The 20874-nt window shown below is 64.0% G+C and carries 21 protein-coding genes and 1 tRNA gene; 15 read left to right on the top strand and 7 right to left on the bottom strand.

The window, feature by feature from the left end; all coding sequences use genetic code 11:
* Positions 1-46: 46 nt before the first annotated feature.
* From M2343_RS06785 to M2343_RS06775, 3 genes are read right to left on the bottom strand one after another with little or no spacing between them, the layout of a single operon-like run.
* Complete coding sequence (locus tag M2343_RS06785) at positions 47-337, bottom strand: DUF1294 domain-containing protein (RefSeq protein WP_264576065.1); 291 nt, start codon at positions 335-337, stop codon at positions 47-49.
* Positions 338-344: 7 nt separating this feature from the next.
* Positions 345-821, bottom strand: coding sequence for a Holliday junction resolvase RuvX (gene ruvX, locus M2343_RS06780; RefSeq protein ID WP_413716044.1), 477 nt, complete (start codon positions 819-821; stop codon positions 345-347).
* Positions 821-1933, bottom strand: coding sequence for a DUF3089 domain-containing protein (locus tag M2343_RS06775; RefSeq protein ID WP_264576063.1), 1113 nt, complete (start codon positions 1931-1933; stop codon positions 821-823). The genes ruvX and M2343_RS06775 overlap by 1 nt, the downstream gene beginning before the upstream one ends.
* Positions 1934-2113: 180 nt before the next feature.
* On the opposite strand from M2343_RS06775, the gene M2343_RS06770 reads away from it, so the two are divergent.
* The 4 genes from M2343_RS06770 to gatB all read left to right on the top strand — a co-directional run bounded on the left by M2343_RS06770 (position 2114) and on the right by gatB (position 7332).
* Complete coding sequence (locus tag M2343_RS06770; RefSeq protein ID WP_264603872.1) at positions 2114-3931, top strand: DUF4153 domain-containing protein; 1818 nt, start codon at positions 2114-2116, stop codon at positions 3929-3931.
* A 33-nt stretch (positions 3932-3964) separates the two neighbouring features.
* Positions 3965-4252 (top strand): Asp-tRNA(Asn)/Glu-tRNA(Gln) amidotransferase subunit GatC, encoded by a 288-nt coding sequence (gatC, locus tag M2343_RS06765; protein WP_264572525.1) that lies wholly within the window; start codon positions 3965-3967, stop codon positions 4250-4252.
* Entirely contained in the window at positions 4252-5733 is a 1482-nt protein-coding gene (gene gatA, locus M2343_RS06760) for an Asp-tRNA(Asn)/Glu-tRNA(Gln) amidotransferase subunit GatA (RefSeq protein WP_264577514.1), read from the top strand. The genes gatC and gatA overlap by 1 nt, the downstream gene beginning before the upstream one ends.
* Positions 5734-5829: 96 nt before the next feature.
* Positions 5830-7332 (top strand): Asp-tRNA(Asn)/Glu-tRNA(Gln) amidotransferase subunit GatB, encoded by a 1503-nt coding sequence (gene gatB / locus M2343_RS06755; RefSeq protein ID WP_264576061.1) that lies wholly within the window; start codon positions 5830-5832, stop codon positions 7330-7332.
* Between the two features lie 45 nt (positions 7333-7377).
* Here the strand turns inward: gatB and M2343_RS06750 are convergent, their stop codons facing one another.
* The gene (locus M2343_RS06750; RefSeq protein WP_264576060.1) at positions 7378-7569 is read right to left on the bottom strand and encodes a hypothetical protein; all 192 of its coding nucleotides are present in this window, start codon (positions 7567-7569) and stop codon (positions 7378-7380) included.
* A gap of 129 nt (positions 7570-7698) precedes the next feature.
* On the opposite strand from M2343_RS06750, the gene M2343_RS06745 reads away from it, so the two are divergent.
* The 6 genes from M2343_RS06745 to clpX all read left to right on the top strand — a co-directional run bounded on the left by M2343_RS06745 (position 7699) and on the right by clpX (position 14095).
* A tRNA-Leu gene (locus M2343_RS06745) sits at positions 7699-7783 on the top strand.
* Between the two features lie 68 nt (positions 7784-7851).
* Positions 7852-9438, top strand: coding sequence for a trigger factor (gene tig / locus M2343_RS06740; protein WP_264576059.1), 1587 nt, complete (start codon positions 7852-7854; stop codon positions 9436-9438).
* A gap of 174 nt (positions 9439-9612) precedes the next feature.
* The gene (locus M2343_RS06735) at positions 9613-10569 is read left to right on the top strand and encodes a glycosyltransferase family 2 protein (protein ID WP_264576058.1); all 957 of its coding nucleotides are present in this window, start codon (positions 9613-9615) and stop codon (positions 10567-10569) included.
* A gap of 70 nt (positions 10570-10639) precedes the next feature.
* On the top strand, positions 10640-11833 hold the full coding sequence (locus M2343_RS06730) for an acyltransferase family protein (protein ID WP_264576057.1): 1194 nt from the start codon (positions 10640-10642) through the stop codon (positions 11831-11833).
* 11 nt (positions 11834-11844) lie between these two features.
* Positions 11845-12477, top strand: coding sequence for an ATP-dependent Clp endopeptidase proteolytic subunit ClpP (gene clpP / locus M2343_RS06725; protein ID WP_181559305.1), 633 nt, complete (start codon positions 11845-11847; stop codon positions 12475-12477).
* A 349-nt stretch (positions 12478-12826) separates the two neighbouring features.
* Positions 12827-14095 carry an ATP-dependent Clp protease ATP-binding subunit ClpX gene (gene clpX / locus M2343_RS06720; RefSeq protein WP_181559306.1) on the top strand — a complete coding sequence of 423 codons (1269 nt, stop codon included), beginning with the start codon at positions 12827-12829 and terminating at the stop codon, positions 14093-14095.
* An 85-nt stretch (positions 14096-14180) separates the two neighbouring features.
* Here the strand turns inward: clpX and M2343_RS06715 are convergent, their stop codons facing one another.
* The 3 genes from M2343_RS06715 to M2343_RS06705 form a co-directional block, all read right to left on the bottom strand.
* Positions 14181-14669, bottom strand: coding sequence for a DUF3237 domain-containing protein (locus M2343_RS06715; protein ID WP_181559307.1), 489 nt, complete (start codon positions 14667-14669; stop codon positions 14181-14183).
* A gap of 94 nt (positions 14670-14763) precedes the next feature.
* Positions 14764-15255 carry a DUF3237 domain-containing protein gene (locus tag M2343_RS06710; protein WP_264572533.1) on the bottom strand — a complete coding sequence of 164 codons (492 nt, stop codon included), beginning with the start codon at positions 15253-15255 and terminating at the stop codon, positions 14764-14766.
* A 28-nt stretch (positions 15256-15283) separates the two neighbouring features.
* Positions 15284-15682, bottom strand: coding sequence for a nuclear transport factor 2 family protein (locus M2343_RS06705; protein ID WP_181559309.1), 399 nt, complete (start codon positions 15680-15682; stop codon positions 15284-15286).
* 255 nt (positions 15683-15937) lie between these two features.
* On the opposite strand from M2343_RS06705, the gene M2343_RS06700 reads away from it, so the two are divergent.
* The 5 genes from M2343_RS06700 (at position 15938) to M2343_RS06680 (ending at position 20852) form a co-directional block, all read left to right on the top strand.
* Positions 15938-16861 (top strand): MarR family winged helix-turn-helix transcriptional regulator, encoded by a 924-nt coding sequence (locus tag M2343_RS06700; protein WP_264603871.1) that lies wholly within the window; start codon positions 15938-15940, stop codon positions 16859-16861.
* A 74-nt stretch (positions 16862-16935) separates the two neighbouring features.
* Positions 16936-18399 (top strand): aldehyde dehydrogenase family protein, encoded by a 1464-nt coding sequence (locus M2343_RS06695; protein WP_264576055.1) that lies wholly within the window; start codon positions 16936-16938, stop codon positions 18397-18399.
* A gap of 1 nt (position 18400) precedes the next feature.
* Positions 18401-18907 (top strand): nuclear transport factor 2 family protein, encoded by a 507-nt coding sequence (locus tag M2343_RS06690; protein WP_181559312.1) that lies wholly within the window; start codon positions 18401-18403, stop codon positions 18905-18907.
* On the top strand, positions 18907-20007 hold the full coding sequence (locus tag M2343_RS06685; RefSeq protein ID WP_264576054.1) for an NAD(P)-dependent alcohol dehydrogenase: 1101 nt from the start codon (positions 18907-18909) through the stop codon (positions 20005-20007). The genes M2343_RS06690 and M2343_RS06685 overlap by 1 nt, the downstream gene beginning before the upstream one ends.
* The gene (locus tag M2343_RS06680; RefSeq protein WP_264569998.1) at positions 20004-20852 is read left to right on the top strand and encodes an alpha/beta hydrolase; all 849 of its coding nucleotides are present in this window, start codon (positions 20004-20006) and stop codon (positions 20850-20852) included. The genes M2343_RS06685 and M2343_RS06680 overlap by 4 nt, the downstream gene beginning before the upstream one ends.
* The last annotated feature ends 22 nt before the right edge of the window (positions 20853-20874 follow it).

The following is a 20874-nucleotide window of genomic DNA, read 5'->3' as shown; positions in this document are numbered from 1 at the left end:
AGCGCCTCGTTAGTGGAGCGGCGGGGCGGACTCAAGCGCTGATGTATCAGCTCGGGGTTGTCCAGGCATTGAGATCGAGCAGGATGATGAGCGCGCACTGGGCGGCGGCGATGAGGAACAGTGCGCGGGAGAAGTCCCGCTTGCGCGTCTTGTGACGGAAGAGCCGCATGGCGAGCCAGGCGCCGATCGTCCCGCCGATCGCCGCCAGGGTCAGCAGATCGCGCTCGCGCATGCGCGGTCCCCCGGCCATGGCGCGCTGCTTGTCATGGCGAAAGGCGGCGAGGGTGATGAGGTTGATCAGCACCAGCCAGCCCCAGACGATGTGCGTTTCCGTCATGCGCCGGTCAGCCCATTGTCAGGCCGTCAATGGCCCCCTGCAGGATGAGGGCGGCGGCGTGGGCGTCGATCTTTTCAGCGCGCTTGGCCCGGCTCATGTCCTGCGCGATCATCGCCCGCTCGGCAGCGACGGTCGACCAGCGCTCGTCCCACAGCAGCACGGGCAGGCCGAGTACGGCGATGTTGCGGGCAAAGGCGCGGGCGGCCTGACTGCGCGGGCTCTCGCTGCCATCCATGTTGAGCGGCAGGCCGATAACGAGGCCCTTGACCGACTGCTGGGCGATGAACTGGGCGAGCACGTCCCGGTCCATGCTGAACTTGCCGCGCTTGTGCGTATGGGCCGGGCTGGCGATGCTCCAGCCGGCATCGCACAGGGCAAGGCCGATGGTCTGGGTGCCAAGGTCCATGCCGAGCAGGCGTCCGCCAGCCGGCAGCGCCTGCGCGAAGGACGCCTTGTCGAGCGTGATCAGCGTTTCCCCGACCATCAGCGCTGCCATGCCGCCAGTCGGCCGAGCGCATCGGCGCGGATGTTCGCCCAGAACAGGGGATAGTCGTAGACGTGGTAATTGTTGCCCGGCAGCACGAAGGTGCCGAGCTTGGGCGCGCTGTCCAGCATCAGGAAGCCACGACCAGCGCAGCGCGCGCCGATCTCGCCGGGCGTGAGCAGCACGGTCGACGCCGCCTCGCCATCGCCGCGCAACACGCCCAGATTGGTATCACCAGGCGCATCGGGCGCCGCGCCGCCATTGAGCGGATTGGTGCACAGCATGGCCGACCCGGCGCGCGATTGGCCGTCCAGTCCGCGCTCGCGGTCGAACGACGCTTCCACGGCTGACGTGTCTGCCGGCGCGGCAAAGCTTTGCCAACTCAGCACGCAGCCGGTCGTCCCGGGGCCGGTGCAGGCGGGCAGGCCCAGCGCTGGCAGATCATGTTCCACGGAAACCGGCCAGCCGACGACATAGGCCGCGACCAGCCGCGCCTTGAGCGCAGTGTTGCCAGCCTCGTCATGGAGCAGCCGCAGCAGGTGGCGACTGCCCTGACTGTGCGCCGCAAGAATGATCGGCCCTTGCGGGTTGGCGGCGAGGAACTGCGCCAAGGCGGCCTTCACGTCCGCATAGGCTCGCTCCAGCGCCAGCGCGGCGTCTGCCTTTTCGGTGAGGAAGGCACCGAACACAGCCTGCCGGTAGCGCGGCGCCCAGACATCGCCCGCCGCGGCGAAAGCGCTGGCCTGAATGCGCACGAACCGCCCGGCCTGCGCCTTTGCGATGCGGTCGTTGATCGGGGCGTTCCAGTGGAGGGTCTCGAATGAGCTGGTGGGATGGACGAAGAAGATCGCCGCCTTCTGGGCAGGCGCTGCCTCGGCAAGCTTCGCGGCCGGTTGCCAGCTAGCGGGATCGTCGCGGCGCCCGTCCGGCCGGCTGATCCATCCATCGCCGCCCGCATAGAAATTGGCGGGCAGGGCAGGCGGTTCGCTGAACCCGACATGCGGCACCAGTGCGCTCTGCATCAGCCGGGGGCCGAAGAAGGAGAAGGCGATCATTCCCGCGATCGCCAGGGCTGTGAAAAACGCGACGACATACAGGAACTTCCGGGCCAAAGGGGCACGACTCCATCTCTGTGGCAAGCTGGGCAGTGGCATGGCTCATGCCCGCTTGGGTTCCGCGAGGCAAGCAAAGGCAGCAGGCGAAGGTCCGACAGGCTAAGGTCCAATTTGCCTTGCGGGCGGATCGTGATAGGTCGGACCGGTTCAGGAACGGACGCGGCGGGGAGCAGGATGATGGCCAGCAACGCATCGACGGCGCAGACGGTATGGCCGCTGCGCACTTGGGTGCTGTGTGTGCTCGGCGCGCTTGTCGGTCTGGCGATCGACCGGTTTTCCGATCCCGCGCCCATCGAGCCCGAGTTTCTGCGGCGGGTGATCGCCGCGCTGCCCATGTTCCTTTCGACCGCCGCTCTCGCCTTTGGCCTCGGTTGGCGCCGGCGGCGACCGGTCGCGGCTCTTGTCGTGGCGCTGATCTGCGGCCTCCTCGGCGGCGGCGTCTTTCTGTGGAACGGGGTGCCCGGCCATGGATCGAGCGTCGATCTCTGGCATCTCGTCTGCGGCGCCATCGCCGCGGCTGCGCTGCTGGTGCTGTTTCAGGCAGCGCAGGATCGCAGTCTGGCCGGCGGCGCGCCCTCCGCGCCGGCCGGTGTGTTGCCGCGCGCCGTACGGGCCTGGTCGCGCCAGGCCATCCATTATGAGGATGTTCACGGCCATTTGTGGACGAATGCGCTGCTGATCGGCGCAAGCGCGCTGTTCATGCTGCTCAGCTTCGGCATCGCCCATTTGCTGGCGCAGATGTTCATGCTGGTGAAGCTCCCGTTCCTCCGCGATGCCTTGCGCGAGTCTGCTGTGGTCGCCATGCTGTGCGGCGCCGCGTTCGGCGCGGCGCTTGGGCTGTTGCAGGATCGCGGGGCGATCATCGCCGCCCTGCAGCGCGTCGCCATGCTGGTGCTGCGCGTGCTGGCGCCGGTGGTGGCGCTGGCGATCGGCATCTTCCTGGCGGCCTTGCCTGTCACCGGCCTGGCGCCGCTCTGGGCGACGGGCGGCACGACGCCGATCATGCTGGCCGGAGCGGTGCTGGCGCTGTTTCTCGCCAATGCGGTGGTGGGCGATACGGCGCTCGAGGAAACCCGCTCGGTGTTGCTGGGTGCCAGCGCGGCGGCGCTCGGCCTGTTCCTGCTGCCGATGGTGGGTATTGCGGTCTTCTCCTCGGGCCTGCGCGTCCATCAACATGGCCTGACGCCAGAGCGGCTGTGGGCGCTGGCCTTTCTGATCGTGGCGAGCATCACCGCCATTGCCTATGCCGTCGCCATCCTCGGCGCACGCGGCTGGTTCGCCCGGCTGCGGCGGACCAATCGCATGCTCGTATTCGTGATCGCCGGCATCGCGCTGCTGCTCTCCACGCCGATCTTCGGCTTCGAGCGGATCGCGACCGCGCACCAGCTCCAGCGCCTCGCGGGCGGGCAGGTGGCGCCAGACAAGTTCGACTACCGTGCCTTGTGGTTCGATTTCGGGCCGGAGGGGCGGGCTGCGATTCGACGGCTGGCGAGCGGCTCGGCGGACGCGACGATCCGCCGTCATGCCGCCGAGACGATGAAGCTGACCGACCGCTGGGCCGTGCCGCCTATGGTCGTCGCCGCGCGCAGTGGCGAATTGCTGGACGAGCGGCTGACGATCCTGCCCATCCCGGTCGAAATGCCGCCAGCGCTGCGCAAGCGGCTGGTGCAATATGATGCCTGCGAGGAGACCGGCCCGTGCCTGCTGCACTATGTGCCCGGCGAGGATCTGGCGATTGTTGTGAAGCTGCCCGCTCCGGAATGCGGCGATTGTGCCCCAACCGTGCGCCTCATCCGGCAGGAGAATGGCGAATGGAGCAATGACAGCCGCTATCTCGCCCAGGGTGACGCGGCCCGCCGGCTGGTCGCGCAGATCCGCGCCGGCGCCGTGGACCTCCGCCCCGTGATGGCGCGACAACTCTACATCGGTGGCGAACCGGTCGGCGAACCGCTGTCGACGGCCGCCAATGGGGCCGAAACGGCGGAAGCGCCTTGATGACCGCCGGAGCCAGTGCTAGCGCGCGCTCCCATGAGCGTAGACCTGACAACCGTAAAAAAGATCGCCAGCCTCGCGCGCCTCGCTGTCAGCGAGGATGAAGCGCAGGCGTTGGTGCCCGAACTCAACGGCATTCTCCACTGGGTGGAGCAGCTGGGCGAAGTGGACGTGACCGGCGTCGAGCCGATGACCGCCGTCATCCCCAACACGTTGCGCCTGCGAGAGGACGCCGTGACCGACGGCAATGTCCGCGACAAGGTGCTGGCCAATGCGCCTCAGGCCGAACATGGCTTTTTCGCCGTGCCGAAGGTGATCGAATGATGACCGATCTGACCAACCTCACTGTCTCGCAGATCCGCGATGGCTTCCGTGCTGGTGACTTCTCCGCGCGAGAAGTCGCCGAGGCCTTCAACGCCAATGTCGCCGCCGCCAAGGCGCTCAACGCCTTCATCGTCGAGACGCCCGAGCATGCGCTGTCTGCCGCCGATCAGGCGGACAAGGATCGCGCCGCCGGCACGCTCAAGCCGCTTTCCGGCGTGCCCATCGGCATGAAGGACCTGTTCTGCACGCAGGGCGTGCAGACGACCGCCGCCAGCCACATGCTGGAAGGCTTCACGCCCACCTACGAGTCCACCGTCTCGCAGAAGCTGTGGGATGCCGGCGCGGGGATGCTCGGCAAGCTCAATCTCGATCAGTTCGCCATGGGGTCGTCCAACGAGACGAGCTATTTCGGCAATGTGATTTCGCCCTGGCGGCGCAATGACGGCAGCAATGCTGCGCTGGCGCCGGGCGGTTCCTCGGGCGGCAGCTCGGCGGCGATTGCCGCGCGGCTCTGCCCGGCGGCAACGGGCACGGACACCGGCGGGTCGATCCGCCAGCCGGCGGCCTTCACGGGCATTTCCGGCATCAAGCCGACCTACGGCCGCTGCTCGCGCTGGGGCATCATTGCCTTTGCCAGCTCGCTCGATCAGGCCGGGCCGATGGCGCAGGACGTGCGCGACTGCGCGATCCTGCTGGAGAATATGGCCGGCTTTGACGCGAGGGACTCGACCTCGCTCAACTTGGCGGTGCCGCAGTGGGAAGCTGGATTGTCCAGCGATCTCAAGGGTAAGCGCATCGGCATTCCCAAGGAATATCGCGTCGAGGGTCTCGATGCCGATGTCGCGCGGGTGTGGGACGATGGCATTGCCTGGCTGAAGGATGCCGGCGCCGAGATCGTCGAGGTCTCGCTGCCGCACAGCAAATATGCCCTGCCGGCTTATTACATCATCGCCCCGGCGGAAGCCTCGTCTAATCTCGCGCGCTATGATGGCGTGCGCTATGGCTTGCGCGATCTGCCCGAGGGCGCGAACCTGCAGGATATGTACGCCGCGACGCGGGCTGCCGGCTTCGGCCCGGAGGTCAAGCGCCGCATCATCATCGGCACCTATGTGCTCTCGGCGGGCTTCTACGATGCCTATTACACGCAGGCGCAGAAGGTGCGGGCGCTGATCGCGCAGGATTTCGCCAAGGCTTTCGAGGCGTGCGACGTCATCCTCGCGCCCACCGCGCCCAGCGCCGCCTTCGGCCTCGGCGAGAATGTCGACGATCCGCTGAAAATGTATCTGAACGACGTGTTCGCGGTGCCGGCCTCGCTGGCAGGCTTGCCCGCCATGTCCGTGCCCGGCGGCCTCAGCAAGGACGGGCTGCCGCTCGGCCTGCAGATCATCGGCCCGGCTTTCGATGAGCAAGCGGTGCTGAACGCGGGTTTCGCCATCGAGCAACGGGCGGGCTTCACCAGCCGGCCTGAGGCGTGGTGGTAGATGTTTCGTGCTCCTGCGCAGGCAGGAGCCCAGGGCAGCCAAGGGCTGCACTCCCCTGGATTCCTGCGTTCGCGGGAATACTGTAAGGACTGAAGAATGACTGAGACGAGCTATCGCATTCGTGGCGCTACCGGGGACTGGGAGGTCGTCATCGGCCTTGAGGTTCACGCGCAGGTGGTGAGCCAGGCCAAGCTGTTCTCCGGTGCGGCGACGGCCTTTGGCGCGGAGCCGAACACGCAGGTGAGCCTTGTCGATGCCGCGATGCCCGGCATGCTGCCGGTGCCCAATCGCGAGTGCATCCGCCAGGCGGTGCGCACCGGCCTTGCGATCAATGCGCAGATCAACAAGTGGAGCCGGTTCGACCGCAAGAATTATTTCTATGCGGATTTGCCGCAGGGCTATCAAATTTCCCAGCTTTATCATCCACTTGTCGGCGAAGGTTCGCTGACGATCGAAGCCGATGAGAAGGCCGGCATTCCCGCCGACAAGGCCATTGGCATCGAACGCATCCATGTCGAGCAGGATGCCGGCAAGCTCATGCACGATCAGCATCCGACGCGCTCCTATGTCGATCTCAATCGCTCGGGCGTGGCGCTTATGGAAATCGTCAGCCGCCCGGACATGCGCTCGCCTGCCGAGGCCGGGGCCTATCTGCGCAAGCTGCGCGCGATCCTGCGCTATGTCGGCTCGTGCGATGGCAATATGGAGGAAGGGTCCATGCGCGCGGACGTGAACGTCTCCGTGCGCAAGCCCGGCGAGGAATTCGGCACGCGGACCGAGACGAAGAACGTCAATTCCGTGCGCTTCGTCATGCAGACCATCGAATATGAAGCCCAGCGCCAGGTCGATGTGATCGAGGGCGGCGGGCGGATCGTGCAGGAAACCCGCCTGTTCAACCCGGATACCGGCACGACGCGCTCGATGCGGTCCAAGGAAGACGCGCATGATTATCGCTACTTCCCGGACCCGGACCTGCTGCCGCTGGTGCTGGAGGACAGCTTCATCGAGGATTGCCTGCACTCGCTGCCCGAACTGCCGGATGCCAAGCGCACCCGTTATGTCGAGGTGCTGGGGCTCTCCGATTACAACGCCCGCGTGCTGACCGCCGAGGCGGAAACGGCCCGCTGGTTCGAGGCTCTGCTCGCGGAAAGCGCGCGCATCCAGAAGAAGAGCGAAGGCGAGGTGGCCAAGGCCAGCGCCAACTGGCTGCTGTCCGAGCTTTACGGTGCGCTCAATCGCCTCGGCAAGACTCTCGAGGACAGCCCGGTCAACCCGGAGCGCGGCGCGGAATTGCTCGCCCTGGTGGCCGATGGCACGATCTCGGGCAGCATCGCCAAGCAGGTGTTCGAGATCATGCTGGAGACCGGCGAAGCGCCTGCCGAGATTGTCGAGAAGCGCGGCCTCAAGCAGACCACGGATACTGGTGCGATCGAGGCGGTCGTCGCGAAGATTCTCGCGGACAATGCCGATAAGGTCGAACAGTATAAGGCTGGAAAGGAAGCCCTCTTCGGCTTCTTCGTCGGTCAGACGATGAAGGCCATGCAGGGCAAGGCCAATCCGCAGATGGTCAACGAGCTTCTCAAGAAGGCGCTGGGCTAAGCGAATCCCGGCCGCGCACGCAAAGGGCGGGGCCGGGAGCAGGGATCAGTCTGGCGGCGGCGCGATGGACGGCAGTTCGTCAGGGCTGCGGCCGGGTTCATCGATATTGGGCGTTTCCGGCGCGATTTCCGGCGGTTCACGAAACGGCGTCTCGTCCGGCGATTCCATGGGCGGAAGCTCGTCAGGTGACTGCGGGGTGATGGTATCGGGGGGCGGAATTTCCGGCTGGCTGGCCATGGCTTTGCGTCCTTTCGTTGCTCTTTTCAACGGGCGGCGTGAGGGATCGTTCCGGATCGACACGGCAAGGCGCGCACAGCCTTGCCCTTTCCCAGGCTTTGCACTATGGCCCGCCGACCGGCGACCGATGCGGGCGTGGCGAAACTGGTAGACGCGCCAGATTTAGGTTCTGGTATCGCAAGATGTGGGGGTTCGAGTCCCTTCGCCCGCACCAGTTGCGCAGCCTGGCCCCGGTCGTTCCAAGAGATTTCATCCTAGCCTGGAAAGCGTCGAGTTAGAGATATGCAGATTGTCGAGACATTGAATGAGGGCCTCAAGCGCGCCTATACGCTGACCGTCACGGCCAAGGACATCGACGCCCGCGTCGAAGAGGAAGTGAAGTCGATTGCGCCGCAGGTGCGGATGCCCGGTTTCCGGCCCGGCAAGGTGCCTGCCAACCTCGTCCGCAAGATGCACGGCCCGGCCCTGCAGCGCGAGGCGCTGGACAAGTCCATCCGTGAGGGCGTCGAGAAGGTCATCGCCGAGAACAAGCTGCGTCCCGCGATGCAGCCGAGCGTCGAGCTGACCGCCGATTATGAGGACGGCAAGGACGCCGAGGTCAAGGTCGCGCTGGAAATCCTGCCGGAGGTTCCCGCGCCCAAGATCGAGGGCATCAAGCTGGAGCGTCTCGTCGTCGATGTGACCGACGAGCAGATCGACGAGGCGGTTGGCCGTCTCGCCGCGCAGAGCCAGCGTTATGAGGACGCGCCCACGACCGCCAAGGCGAAGGAAGGCGACCAGGTCGTCATGGATTTCGTCGGCAAGGTCGACGGCGTGGCGTTCGAGGGCGGCACCGGTTCGGACATGGCGATCGCCATCGGCTCGGGCAATCTGATCCCCGGCTTCGAGGATCAGCTGGTCGGCGTGAAGACCGGCGACGAGAAGACCATCAACGTGACCTTCCCCGCCGAATATGGCTCTAAGGAGCTGGCCGGCAAGGATGCGACGTTCGATCTCGTCATCAAGGCGGTCAAGAACCCCGTCGAGAAGCCCGCTGACGACGAATTTGCCAAGCAGCTCGGTCTCGAGAGCCTCGAGAAGCTGCGCGAGCTGTTCAAGGCGCAGATCGAGCAGGAGCACGGCAATCTGACGCGCACCTACATGAAGCGCCAGTTGCTCGATCAGCTGGCTGCGGGCCATGATTTCGAGGTGCCCCCGGGCATGGTCGAGGCCGAGTTCGGCCAGATCTGGCAGCAGCTTGAGCATGAAGCCGGTCACGAGGAAGATCCCGAGGCGGCGCTCAAGGAAATGGAAGCCGACCGCGACGATTATCGCAAGATTGCCGAGCGTCGCGTCCGTCTGGGCCTGCTCCTCTCGGAAATCGGCCAGGCCAATGGCGTCGAGATCACGCAGGCGGAAATGAACCGCCTCGTGGCCCAGGCCGCGCAGCAATATGCCCCGCAGGACCGCGAGCGGTTCGTCGAATATGTCCGCAACGAGCCGATGGCCGCCGCGCAGCTGCGAGCCCCGCTCTATGAGGACAAGGTCGTCGATTATCTCTTCGAGAAGGCCGATGTGAGTGAGCGCACCGTTGCGCGCGCCGATCTGGAAGCGGCGATCGAGAGCGAAGAGGGCGGTCACGTCCACGGACCGGATTGCGGCCACGATCACAGCCATGACGCCAAGCCGGCCAAGAAGGCTGCCGCCAAGAAGCCGGCTGCCAAGAAGGCTGATGCCGAGGCAGAGGCCGCTCCGGCAGAAGAGGCCAAGGCGCCAGCCAAGAAGGCTCCGGCCAAGAAGGCCGCTGCTGCCAAGGCCGACGAGGGCGAGGCGGCCGAGAAGCCGGCCAAGAAGCCCGCTGCCAAGAAGGCCAAGACTGCCGAGGCCTGAGGCCTCACTGCAGATCGCATGAACTGATCAGAAGCGAGCCGGAGCGGGATGCCGTTCCGGCTCGCTTTTTCTTTGGATGCATGGCGGCGGGCTCGTGCAGAAGGTGCCGCCGGGCGCTGGGGTCGCAAAAGACCATTGCAACCATGCGATCTGTTGCCATAAGCCCGCAGTCCCATGCATCCAGACCCGTCCAGCCCGATGAAAGGCGTGCGCATCGCCGTCCTGCTGCCTTGTTATAACGAGGCGGTCGCCATCGGGCAGACCGTTACCGCGTTCGCGCAGGCCTTGCCGCAGGCAGCCATCTACGTGTTCGACAATAACAGTTCCGATGACAGCGTCGCCGTGGCGCGCGCCGCCGGGGCGATCGTCTACAGCGTGCGGCAGCAAGGGAAGGGCCATGTCGTGCGGCGGATGTTCGCGGACGTGGATGCGGACATCTACGTGCTCGCCGATGGCGATGCGACCTATGATGCGAGCGCGGCGCCGGCGCTGGTCACCGCGATGCTGGACGGGCCGCTCGACATGGTCGTCGGCGCCCGCAAGTCTGCGGTAGAGGCGGCTTACCGTCCGGGGCACCGGCTCGGCAATCTGCTGCTCACCGGGCTGCTGCGGCAGCTTTTCGGCCGCAGTTTCACCGATATCCTCTCAGGCTATCGGGTGTTCTCCCGGCGGTTCGTCAAGAGCTTCCCGATCCTCTCGGAAGGCTTCGAGATCGAGACGGAGATGTCCGTTCATGCGCTCGAACTACGCATGCCGGTGGGCGAGGTGATGACGGCCTATGCGGCGCGGGCGGAAGGTTCGCTCTCCAAGCTCAACACCTTCCGCGACGGCTGGCGCATCCTGCGCACGATGATCCAGCTCTATCGCGTGGAGCGGCCCTTGTGGTTCTTCGGTTTCATTGCGCTGGTGATCGCGCTGGTTGCCGGGCTGATGGGCGTGCCGGTCATCCTGACCTATCTGGAGACGGGGCTTGTGCCCCGCTTCCCGACCCTCATCACCATCGTGGGGATGGGCGTCCTATCAGCCTTGTGCCTGCTTACCGGCCTCATCCTCGACACAGTGACGCGCGGCCGGCAAGAAATGAAGCGTCTTGCCTATCTGGCGCATACCGCGCCGGGGGTGGCGCGTTAAATTTCATTAACCCAGTTGATCATGAATAATTGATTCCATAAACTTTCCCGACAGGCTCGGGGGGGCAGGTATGGAGGGGGTTGGTTCATCGCGGCACCATTATAAGGTGCTTGATAGCTTGCGCGGCATTTGCGCGTGCATGGTGGTCCTGCTGCATGTGAAGACGCAGGGAAGAATATCGAACGCAGCGCTGGTTGAGCATGCGTCCCTTTTCGTCGATTTCTTTTTCGTGCTGTCCGGCTTTGTCATCGGCGCGAGCTACGGGAAGAGACTCGTGGACGGCTATTCCGTCGGCCATTTCATGCGCAAGCGGATCGCCCGCGTCTATCCACTGCATTTTGCCATGCTGATCTGCTTCGTCCTGTTCGAGCTGTGTCTCCTCATTTTCGGTGGGGATAGGTTAGGCAGGCCGGCCTTTGAGGGCCTGCAATCGCCCAAGAATCTGATCGACGCCCTGCTGTTAATCCAGATTTTCCCGGGCGGCGATCCGACAGCGTGGAATTTCCCCAGCTGGTCGATCGCAGCGGAAGTCTGGATTTATCTGGCCTTTGCATTGGTGCTGCGAACCGCTGGGCGTCACTTGGTGCCAATTTGTCTCGGCGTTGCGGTCGCCGTTCCGTTGCTGCTCCTTAGCCAGCCGGATTTCAGTCCGATCATGTACCAGAACGCGCTGCTGCGCTGCGCGATGGGCTTCGCGCTCGGCCTGGTCGGTTGGCGCTGCATGGATCAGATCAAGGCGATGCAGCTTCCTGGTTGGGCTGATCAGGGGCTGGAACTGGTGACGGTGATTGCGCTGCTTGCCTTCATATCCTGCCTAGGAGGGGGAAGGCTGTCCGTTCTGTCACCCTTTCTCTTTTTGATCGCGGTACTCGTGTTCGCGCGTGAGAAAGGGGTGGTGAGCGACTGTTTGAAAAGGCCCAAGGTCTTGAAAATCAGAGCGCTCTCCTATTCGATCTACCTTATCCACATCTTTCTATATTACCGCGTGCTCAACTTGTTATCGGTCATCGAGCGTCATGTCGCGGTCGATCTGGTGGTCGATACGCACGCCGGGAAAGCCATCGGCGGCGGGGTCTGGATCGGCGATGCCATCAGTATCCTCTTTCTGATCTTCGTCATGGGCTGTGCCTATCTGAGCCATCGGTTGATTGAAGGGCCTGGGCGCGCGCTTTTAGAAACGCACCTGTCTGCACCCGTTGCCCAGCCTGCGCATCTTGAAGTCAGTGCCCAAACGTCCGATGTAGTGGCCGCAGACGGCCAGTAAGAAAGAGAATCATGACCGATAATTTTGATCCGCTCGGGGCACTTGTTCCTATCGTTATCGAACAGTCCAATCGCGGCGAGCGCAGCTTCGATATCTACTCGCGCCTGTTGCGGGAGCGGATCATTTTCGTGACCGGCCAGGTCGAGGATCACATGGCCTCGCTGATCGTTGCCCAGCTGCTGTTTCTGGAATCGGAGAACCCGAAGAAGGACATCTGGATGTACATCAACTCGCCGGGCGGCGTGGTGACCAGCGGCATGGCGATCCATGACACCATGCAGTATATCCGCCCCAAGGTCGGCACGGTGTGCATCGGCCAGGCCGCGTCGATGGGCAGCTTCCTGCTCGCGGCCGGCGAGCCGGGCATGCGCTTTGCGCTCAGCAACGCGCGGATCATGATCCACCAGCCGTCTGGCGGCGCGCAGGGCATGGCGTCGGATATCGAGATCCAGGCCAAGGAAATCCTTCGTATCCGCCGTCGCCTGAACGATCTGTACGTGAAGTATACCGGCCAGCCGCTGGAGAAGATCGAGGCCGCCATGGATCGCGACACCTTCCTGGAAGCGGAAGAAGCGCTCGCGTTCGGCCTTGTGGACAAGGTGTACGACAAGCGTCCCGGCACCAGCGAAGAAACGCCGGCTTGATAGGGTCGGGCCGGCCGCTCACGCGGTCGGCCTTTGCATCCCGGCGGCGGCGTGCATCGTCGCCGGACTTTGGGCTGTGCCGTGGTTGAGTGAGCGGCCAGCTTGTTTCCGCCGCTAAAATCTCTCTGTTCGCAGCCTGGCCGGGGCCGGCCAGCATCTCCCATTGCAAAGCCGGGCCAGCCCTCCCATCTTCTTTCCATTATGGCTTTTGAGCCGGCAATGTCTGGTTTACGCTATTTGGCGACATTTTCGGCACTTGTGATGCTGCAAGAAGGCGGTCTAGGATGACCGACGGAAAGAGCATCTGGGCAATTGGCGCGAGACGGCGCCAGACCAAGGAAGAGATTGAATGACAAAGCTCACAGGATCGGATTCGAAGAGCACGCTCTACTGCTCGTTCTGCGGAAAGTCGCAGCACGAAGTGCGTAAGCTCATCGCCGGCCCAACCGTGTTCATCTGCGATGAATGCGTCGAATTGTGCAACGATATCATTCGTGAAGAGACCAAGGGTGGTCTGGTCGGCCGCAAGGAAGGCGGCGTGCCGACGCCCCAGCAGATTTGCGATGTGCTGAGCGATTATGTGATCGGCCAGCAGCGCGCCAAGCGCGTGCTCTCGGTGGCTGTGCACAATCACTACAAGCGGCTCGAGCATGGCGGCAAGGCTGGCGATGTCGAGCTGGCCAAGTCCAACATCCTGCTGATCGGCCCGACGGGTTGCGGTAAGACGCTGCTCGCGCAGACGCTGGCCAAGACGTTCGACGTGCCGTTCACCATGGCGGATGCGACGACGCTGACCGAAGCCGGCTATGTCGGTGAGGATGTCGAGAACATCATCCTCAAGCTGCTCCAGGCGTCCGACTATAATGTCGAGAAGGCCCAGCGCGGCATCGTGTATATCGACGAGATCGACAAGATCAGCCGCAAGGCGGAGAATCCCTCCATCACCCGCGACGTGTCGGGCGAGGGCGTGCAGCAGGCGCTGCTCAAGTTGATGGAAGGCACCACCGCCTCGGTGCCGCCGCAGGGCGGCCGCAAGCATCCGCAGCAGGAATTCCTGCAGGTCGATACGACGAACATCCTGTTCATCGCCGGTGGTGCCTTTGCGGGGCTGGAAAAGATCATCGGCGACCGGCTTGAGGGCAAGTCGATCGGTTTCGGCGCGCATGTCGCAGCGCCGGACGAACGGCGTACGGGTCAGCTGCTCAAGCAGACCGAGCCGGAAGATCTGCTCAAATTCGGCCTCATCCCCGAGTTTGTCGGTCGTCTGCCGGTCATCGCGACGCTGGAAGATCTGGACATCGCCGCGCTGGTGCAGATCCTCACCGAGCCCAAGAACGCGCTGGTGAAGCAGTATCGCAAGCTGTTCGAGCTGGAAGACGTCGAATTGACGTTCACGGACGAAGCGCTGACGGCGATTGCTCAGCGCGCCATCGAGCGCAAGACCGGCGCGCGTGGTCTGCGGTCGATCATCGAGGCGATCCTGCTCGACACCATGTTCGATCTGCCGACGATGGAAGGCGTGACCGAAGTCGTGGTGGACAAGGATGTGGTGGAGGGCCGTAAGGACCCCGTCCGCGTCTTCGGTGCGGAAAAGCGCCAGGCGGGTGACGCGGCCTGATCGGATAATCTGACCGGCATGAAAAACGCCGCCGCCGGGGCCTGAGGGCTCCAGCGGCGGCGTTTTCGTTTGATCAGTCAAATGCTCAGTCGAGCGTCTGCTTCACCGCATAATAAGTGAAGATGGAGTGATCGGGGTTGGATCGGCGGCTGCCGGTGCCGATGATCAGCGTCTTGCCCATCCAGTCATGCGGGCCCTCGGGCACCACGAATGTGGGCGAGAAGCAGAAATAGGCCGGTTGCGGGGTGCCGTCATCCAGTCGCGCCTCGCCCGGCTTGGCCGGGATGAGATAGCCATTGTTGTTGATGTAGATCTTGGTGCCGTCATCGGCTTGCAGCATATAGTGCGACTTGATGACGATGGTGCCGTCGCCCCGCACGGTGGCATAATCGGCGCCGCTGTCCGGAATGATGATGCCGGACAGGCGCGGGCCGTAGATCGTGCCGCTGGCGCACGGCGTGTAGCCCTGATAGCCGCCACCGGGCAGCGGGCCGACAGTGCAGCGTTCGGGGCGGAAATTCACCCGCATCTCGAACACATATTCGAGATGGGCGGGGACTTGCGGATCGTTCATCGCATGCTCTCCTCTTGGCTGGATAAGGCACTGCCGCCGCCCTGCGGAAAGTGCAAGGCGGCGGCAGCTGGATTTCTTTGGAAGGCGTCAGCCGTCAGAGCAGCATGAAATAGTGGATGCGGTTGGCCTTCGGGATCTTCTCGGCAACGCCGACGAAGATGTGCTTGCCCAGCCATTCGTGCGGGCCTTCCGGCACGTCGAACTTGGGGCTCACCCGCATATAATATTCGTCCGGCCCCACATCTTCGTTGCGGGCCATGCGCTCCATGGCGTCACCTTCGGCCCAGCGATAGCCGCGGCTCTGCAGATAGATCGGCGTGCCGTCATCGGCTTCCAGCATGTAGCGCGCGTCGAAATCGATCACGCCATTGGGGCGGGACAGCGGATAGTCGCCGCCGCTCATCGGGATGACCCGGCCGCGAATGCGGGGGCCCTCGAAGGTGCCTTGGGCCGCCCACACGGCAGCGCGGGTCGCGCCCATGCTGGTGGGGGAAATCCACACCGCCGGTGTCAGGTCGATCGACACCGTAAAGGCGAATTCGAACTTCGGCGCGAAGGGATGGGGGGCAATCTCGGGCGTTACCATGAAGTGCAATCTCCTTTTTCGATGACTATCAAACAGCAGCTGTGGCGGGCAGCGTCTTGTACCGCGCGCCGAGAATCTGTGCGAACTTGCCGTCGCGCAGATAATAGAAGCCAAGGCTCTCGATGTTGAGGGTTTGCCCCTTCATCAAGGGGCCGGCGATGAAATCGGGCCAGTCTTCCAGGCCGTAGAATTCGGTGCGAACATGGCAGGCGAGGGTGCCCGGACCGGCCGCGACGGCGAGAATGTCGAGCGTTTCGCGGACCTTGGACTTCACGTCGCGGTAGAAATCCAGAATGGCGGAACGTCCTATGATCTGGCGCTTTTCGCCTAGGTTGAACACCACGTCATCGCAATAATAGCGGCCGAAACCTTCGAAATCGTTCGCATTGAAGCGGGCGATGTAGTCGGCATAATCGTCCTCGGTCATCCTGCGCTCCAAGAAAATTCTTGTTGTTGATTCTTCAACAGCTAAGCGGGTGGCCGCTTGGGTTCAACTGAAAAACGTCGACCCGCTCGACCGATATGCTTGCCAAGCCCCGGAATCTGGCCGATTGTTGCGCATGATAACATTGCCCATCACGGGGTCCGCCTGTTTGTGACGATGCCTGCAAAACAAGTTGCCGTTGCTGCGCCTGAGATTGATTGGGCCGTAGAAAGACCGCGTGTTCCGCTCGATCAGGTCATGCGGGTGTTCCTGCGCAAGCCGGGGTTTCTGCTCAACCGCATCGATCAGATCGCCAATGCCCTGTATGGATCGGTGGCCTGCGGGGGCGAGACCTTGTCGCAAGCGGAAATGATGCTGGCGATTGCCGAGCGTCCGGGGAGCGATCAGGTCCGCCTCGCGCGGGCCTGCGGCAGCGACACCTCGACCACGGCGATCGTGCTACAAAATCTCGAACTGACGGGCCTCATTGCCCGCCAACAGGATGAGCGAGATCGGCGGCGCAGCCTGCCGGTGCTGACGGCGGCCGGGGAAGCCCGCATGGACGAAATCCGATCGTCCTTCGCCCAGCTTCAGGCGTTGCTGCTCGATCCGCTGAGCGATGACGAACGCGCGGTGGCCATGGTGCAGCTCTCCAGCCTGGTGGAGGCCGGCAATGATGGCGCGCCGCGATGGGACAGGCAGGACTCCTATCTGGCCAATGTGCCCAGCATGTTGTTCCGCCGCGCGCTGCAGATTCTCCATGCGCATTTCAGTGAGCAGGTCGCGCCGATGGCGGTGACCTTGCGCCAGTTCTCCGCGATGGTGATTCTGGATCTGCATGGCGGCCTGAGCCAGGTCGAGTTCGCGCGGGTCTATGGCCTGGACCCCTCCACATGCGCGATCGTCCTCAAGAAGCTCGCCCAGCGGGGGTGGTTGCAGGCCGTTGCCTCGCCGCAGGATCGTCGCAAGACGCTCTATTTTGTCACCGATGATGGCCGGCGCCAGATTGAGTGTCTCCAAGCCAGCGCCGATGCGACGGAAGATGCGGTGCGATCCAACATATCCGCGCGCGCCTTCGAAGCGCTGCTCCCGCCCTTGCAATCAGTGGTGCGCGCGCACTCGGCGATCCTGCGCTATCCGGGCTTTTTCCCTTGGGATCATGAACCGCCGCAATCCTGTTGATTGCGCGTTCAACATCGATATACAACGACGTCTGACTAATTGAGGCGAGTCTCTCGCCTTTGGGGAGGACGTTCATGGCGGATATCGAACGGCGCAGCGTGCCCGTGCACAACCCACGCAGCGGCGCGATCGACTTTATGATGGAAATTGCGACGGCGGAGGACGTCGCGGCGAAGGCTGACCGTCTCCGGCGCAACCAGCAGGCTTGGGGTGCCAAGCCGCTCGCAGAGCGCATCGGCGTCATGCAGCGCTGGCTGGGCGAGGTTGCCAAGCGCGCCAGCGCCATCGCCGAGGCCGACGCAATCGATACAGGCGGGTGCCACACCTCCTATCTCCAGGGTTTCATCACCATGGGCAATATCGGCGGCTGGATCGAGGACGCGCAGTCCGCGCTCGATGCGGCAAGCTATGCCGGTCCCTCCAAGGCCATGCCGCAGGTGGAGGTGCGCACGCAGTTCGTGCCCTATCCGCTGGTCGGCGTGATCGGCCCCTGGAACGCGCCGATGATGCTGGTTCTGCTCGATGCCATTCCCGCCCTGTTCGCGGGTTGCGCCGTGCTCATCAAGCCCTCGGAAGTGACGCCGCGCTGGATACAGCCGCTGTTCGAGGCCGTGGCCCAGGTGCCGGAACTGGCCGGCGTGTTCGATTATGTTCAGGGCGATGGCGAGACGGGCCGGGCGATCATCGACACGGTCGATCTCGTATGCTTCACCGGCAGCGTGCCGACCGGCCGCAAGATCGCCGTGCAGTGCGCCGAGCGCCTTATCCCCTGCTATCTGGAACTGGGCGGCAAAGACCCTGTGATCGTCACGGAGACCGCAGATCTGGAGCGGGCGACCACCGCAGTCCTGCGCGGCGCGGTTCACGCCAATGGCATGGTCTGCTTCTCGGTCGAGCGCATCTACGTCGCCGAGGCCATCCATGATGCCTTCGTCGCGCTTCTCGTTGAGAAGGCGCAGAAGGTTCGCCTCAACAGCGACGATCCGCGCGCCGGGCATCTCCATCCCTTCACCTTCGCGTCACAGGCGCAGATCGTCGAGCGGCATATCGCCGACGCGGTCGAGAAAGGGGCGAAGGTCCTCACCGGTGGGGCCGTCGAGCAGATCGACGGCGGCCTTTACATGCGCCCGACCGTGCTGACCGGCGTGACCCACGACATGCTGGTCATGCGGGACGAAACCTTCGGGCCGATCCTGCCGGTCATGCCGTTCAAGACGGTTGAGGAGGCGATTGCCCTCGCCAACGATACCATTTTCGGCCTTACGGCGAACGTCGTTGCGGGCAGCGCGGAAGAAGCGATGGCGATCGGCCTGCAGATCAATGCCGGCTCCGTGTTCATGCAGGATACCTTCCTGACCTTCGCCAAGAACCGCACGGTTGGCAGCAATGCCTTTGGCGCGTCCGGCGTGGGTGGGGGCTCGCGCACCGGCCCGGAGGCGATCCTGCGCTATGTGCGCCGCAAGGCTCTACTCACCAATCATGGCGAGCCGGCCGATATCCAGAACGATCACCATCTTGGAAAACCGGGAGGACACTGACATGGCATGGGAACTGAGCGCACTCGACCGGCTCGAAATTCAGGAGCTTTATTCGCGCTACGCCTGGGGCATCGACCTCGCCGATGAAGAGACGGCGATGTCGACCTTCGCGCAGGATGCATGGTTCGATCATCTCTGGCAGGGCCGCGTGCAGGGCCATGAGGCGATCCTGGAGAATCTGCGCTCGCTTTGGAACGACCGGCAGAGCTGGTGGTACGGGCGCCAGCACATCATGAACACGCTGATCATGGATCCACGCCCGGAGCAGGGCGAGGTGGACGTGCGCTGTTTCTTCCAGATCCTCCAGTTCCAGACCGATTACCACACCAACTTCGTGTTCGGCATCGGCACACGGCAGGACCATGTGACCAAGAAGGAAGGCGTGTGGCGCTTCCAGTCACTGCACGTCAACGCCTGGACGGCGGCCGATCAGGTGCCGTGGAAAGGCGAGATCCTGCTCAAGAAAAAGCCGAGCCATCAGGCTCCGCCGGTCGCGGGGAAGAAGTGATGCAGATCACCGCTGCCGTCAGTCGCGGCAATCAGCCGGCGCCCGTGCTTGAAACGCTGGAGCTGGAAGCGCCGCGCGCGGGCGAGATGCTCGTGCGTATGGTCGCGGTCGGCATCTGCCACACCGATTTGCATGAGCATCCGGGGCGTCACGCGCCGCATCCTATCGTGCTGGGTCATGAGGGCGCGGGCGTGGTCGAGGCTCTGGGTGAGGGCGTGCGCGGGTTCGCGGTGGGCGACCATGTGCTCCTCTCGGGCAGCAGCTGCGGCGTGTGCCCCAGTTGCGTGGCCGGACGTCCGACCTATTGCGATCTGGCCATGCCGATGAACTTCGGCGGCAAGCGCCTGGATGGCTCGACGGCGCTGGCGTCCGGGGATGAGCGCATCCACTCGCATTTCTTTGGCCAATCCTCTTTCGCGACCCACAGCATCGTGCCGGAGCGCACGGCGGTGAAGGTGGACAAGGATATTCCGCTGGAACTGCTGGCCCCGCTCGGCTGCGGAGTCATCACTGGCGCCGGATCGGTGATCGAGGCGCTGAAGGTGGGGGCAGGGGATACCATCGCCATCTTCGGGGTCGGTGGCGTCGGCCTCTCTGCGGTGATGGCCGCCAAGCTGGTGGGCGCGAAGCGGATCGTCGCGGTGGACATCAACCCGGGCCGGCTGGAGCTTGCGCGCGAACTGGGCGCGACCGATGCGATCCGCTCCGACGGCGAGGACGTCGCCAAGCAGATTCGCGCGGTTACCGGTCGCGGCGTGGACTTCACCTTCAACACCACCACCGTGCCAGCCGTCCACACCATGGCGCTGGAATGCCTCGCAATGAACGGCACTGCCGGCTTCGTCGCGGCGCCTCGTGGGGAGTGGGCGCCGGCCATGTTCCCCATGCTGGCCGGTGGCAAGCAGTTGCGCGGTATCCTGGGCGGTGACGCCAATCCGCGCACCTTCCTGCCGATGCTGATCGATTACTGGCGGCAAGGGCGCTTCCCGTTCGATCGGCTGATCGAGACCTACGCCTTTGATGAGATCGGCAAGGCGTTTCATGATTGTGAGGCGGGCACGGTGATCAAGCCGGTGCTCAAGGTTGGAGATGCTGCATGACCCCCGAAATCCGCAAACAGCTTAAAGCGTTCGGCACGGAACTGACCCCGGACATGATGGGCGGCACGCAGGGAATCTACCGCGCCCTGCAGCCCGGCATTCCGGCGGGCGCCAGGGTGACGCGCGACCATCAATATGGTCCCGATGCACGCAATCGGCTGGATATCTTCACACGCGACGGGCTTTCCGGCGCGCCGGTGCTGGTCTTCGTCCATGGCGGCGGCTTCGTGATGGGCGACAAGACCACCGAAGGCTCGCCCTTTTACGACAATATCGGCAGCTTCGCCGTGGATGAGGGCTATGTCGGCGTCACCATGACCTACCGGCTCGCCCCTGCCGCCACCTGGCCGGCCGGCGGCGAGGACGTGGCCAATGCCGTCATCTGGCTACGCGAGAATGTGGCGCAATTTGGCGGCGATCCGGACCGCATCTTCGTGATGGGGCAGTCGGCGGGCGCGGTGCACGTGGCCGATTGCGTCGCGCGCTTCTCGCCGCAGATTGCCGGCGCGCTGATGTGCTCGGGGATTTACGACGTGGCCGCGGCCGAGCCGAACCAGTTCCAGAAATCCTATTATGGCGAGGACCCGGCCGGCTGGGCGCAGGCGTCCACCGTGGCCGGGCTGCTCACCAGCAAGATCCCGCTGTTCTTCTCGGTCTGCGAGTTCGATCCGGTGCCGTTCCAGCAGCAGGCCGCGAGCCTGGCTGCCCGCTACGCCATAACCAACAAGGCCTTTCCAAGGCTGCATTGGCTGGGAGGCCACAACCACCTGTCACCTGTGCTCGAGATCGGGACGCCAGACAGCGACCTTGAGCATCACATCATGAACTTCATCGCCACCGTCTGAGGCAGATTCTTCAGGAGGACCC

The sequence above is a fragment of the Sphingobium sp. B8D3B genome (assembly GCF_025961875.1).
Lineage (GTDB): Bacteria > Pseudomonadota > Alphaproteobacteria > Sphingomonadales > Sphingomonadaceae > Sphingobium.
Note: the sequence above shows the minus strand (reverse complement) of the source record. Positions and strands in the feature narration are given on the sequence as shown.

Bases quoted from the DNA above. Each gene is read 5' to 3' on its own strand.
- M2343_RS06705 (WP_181559309.1), bottom strand. From the start codon at position 15,682: ATGACCGAGGACGATTATGCCGACTACATCGCCCGCTTCAATGCGAAC.
- gatB (WP_264576061.1), top strand. From the start codon at position 5,830: ATGACTGAGACGAGCTATCGCATTCGTGGCGCTACCGGGGACTGGGAG.
- M2343_RS06770 (WP_264603872.1), top strand. From the start codon at position 2,114: ATGGCCAGCAACGCATCGACGGCGCAGACGGTATGGCCGCTGCGCACT.
- M2343_RS06685 (WP_264576054.1), top strand. From the start codon at position 18,907: ATGCAGATCACCGCTGCCGTCAGTCGCGGCAATCAGCCGGCGCCCGTG.
- M2343_RS06735 (WP_264576058.1), top strand. From the start codon at position 9,613: ATGCATCCAGACCCGTCCAGCCCGATGAAAGGCGTGCGCATCGCCGTC.
- M2343_RS06680 (WP_264569998.1), top strand. From the start codon at position 20,004: ATGACCCCCGAAATCCGCAAACAGCTTAAAGCGTTCGGCACGGAACTG.
- M2343_RS06750 (WP_264576060.1), bottom strand. From the start codon at position 7,569: ATGGCCAGCCAGCCGGAAATTCCGCCCCCCGATACCATCACCCCGCAG.
- gatC (WP_264572525.1), top strand. From the start codon at position 3,965: ATGAGCGTAGACCTGACAACCGTAAAAAAGATCGCCAGCCTCGCGCGC.
- M2343_RS06785 (WP_264576065.1), bottom strand. From the start codon at position 337: ATGACGGAAACGCACATCGTCTGGGGCTGGCTGGTGCTGATCAACCTC.
- tig (WP_264576059.1), top strand. From the start codon at position 7,852: ATGCAGATTGTCGAGACATTGAATGAGGGCCTCAAGCGCGCCTATACG.
- M2343_RS06715 (WP_181559307.1), bottom strand. From the start codon at position 14,669: ATGAACGATCCGCAAGTCCCCGCCCATCTCGAATATGTGTTCGAGATG.
- gatA (WP_264577514.1), top strand. From the start codon at position 4,252: ATGACCGATCTGACCAACCTCACTGTCTCGCAGATCCGCGATGGCTTC.
- M2343_RS06730 (WP_264576057.1), top strand. From the start codon at position 10,640: ATGGAGGGGGTTGGTTCATCGCGGCACCATTATAAGGTGCTTGATAGC.
- clpP (WP_181559305.1), top strand. From the start codon at position 11,845: ATGACCGATAATTTTGATCCGCTCGGGGCACTTGTTCCTATCGTTATC.
- ruvX (WP_413716044.1), bottom strand. From the start codon at position 821: ATGGTCGGGGAAACGCTGATCACGCTCGACAAGGCGTCCTTCGCGCAG.
- M2343_RS06690 (WP_181559312.1), top strand. From the start codon at position 18,401: ATGGCATGGGAACTGAGCGCACTCGACCGGCTCGAAATTCAGGAGCTT.
- M2343_RS06700 (WP_264603871.1), top strand. From the start codon at position 15,938: ATGCGGGTGTTCCTGCGCAAGCCGGGGTTTCTGCTCAACCGCATCGAT.
- M2343_RS06695 (WP_264576055.1), top strand. From the start codon at position 16,936: ATGGCGGATATCGAACGGCGCAGCGTGCCCGTGCACAACCCACGCAGC.
- M2343_RS06710 (WP_264572533.1), bottom strand. From the start codon at position 15,255: ATGGTAACGCCCGAGATTGCCCCCCATCCCTTCGCGCCGAAGTTCGAA.
- clpX (WP_181559306.1), top strand. From the start codon at position 12,827: ATGACAAAGCTCACAGGATCGGATTCGAAGAGCACGCTCTACTGCTCG.